This window comes from Citrobacter sp. Cf118 (genome assembly GCF_030334095.1).
In the GTDB taxonomy this organism is placed as follows: domain Bacteria; phylum Pseudomonadota; class Gammaproteobacteria; order Enterobacterales; family Enterobacteriaceae; genus Citrobacter; species Citrobacter freundii.
Map to the genome: position 1 here is coordinate 1 of NZ_JAOWES010000037.1, position 465 is coordinate 465.

The 465-nt window shown below is 52.3% G+C and carries 1 pseudogene; it reads left to right on the forward strand.

Annotated elements, in window-relative coordinates:
• Positions 1–80 precede the first annotated feature (80 nt).
• Positions 81–323 (forward strand): annotated as a pseudogene (locus OGX67_RS00500) (IS3 family transposase); the annotation flags it as partial.
• Positions 324–465: the final 142 nt, after the last annotated feature.

Here is a 465-nt window from a genome sequence, read left to right on the forward strand (position 1 = left end):
ACAGCTGATAGAAACAGAAGCCACTGGAGCACCTCAAAAACACCATCATACACTAAATCAGTAAGTTGGCAGCATCACCCTTCTGCCGGGCTAATAACCTGGTCCCGAGCATGAGCCGGCGTGGCAACTGCTGGGATAATGCGGTGGCCGAATCGTTCTTCAGTTCACTGAAAAAAGAGCGCATCAGGAAGAGAATATACAAAACCCGGGATCTAGCCCGGGCGGATATCTTCGATTACATTGAAGTGTTCTACAACCGGGCCCGGCGCCACAGTCACCTCGGCGGCGTCAGTCCGGAGGCCTTCGAACAGGCCTCGTCGTGAGGACAGAATTTGTCTACGGGCGTGGGGTCAGTCCAATCAACGGCTCGGAAGTGTCTAGATTAGGCACTGTTGCAAATAGTCGGTGGTGATAAACTTATCATCCCCTTTTGCTGATGGAGCTGCACATGAACCCATTCAAAGG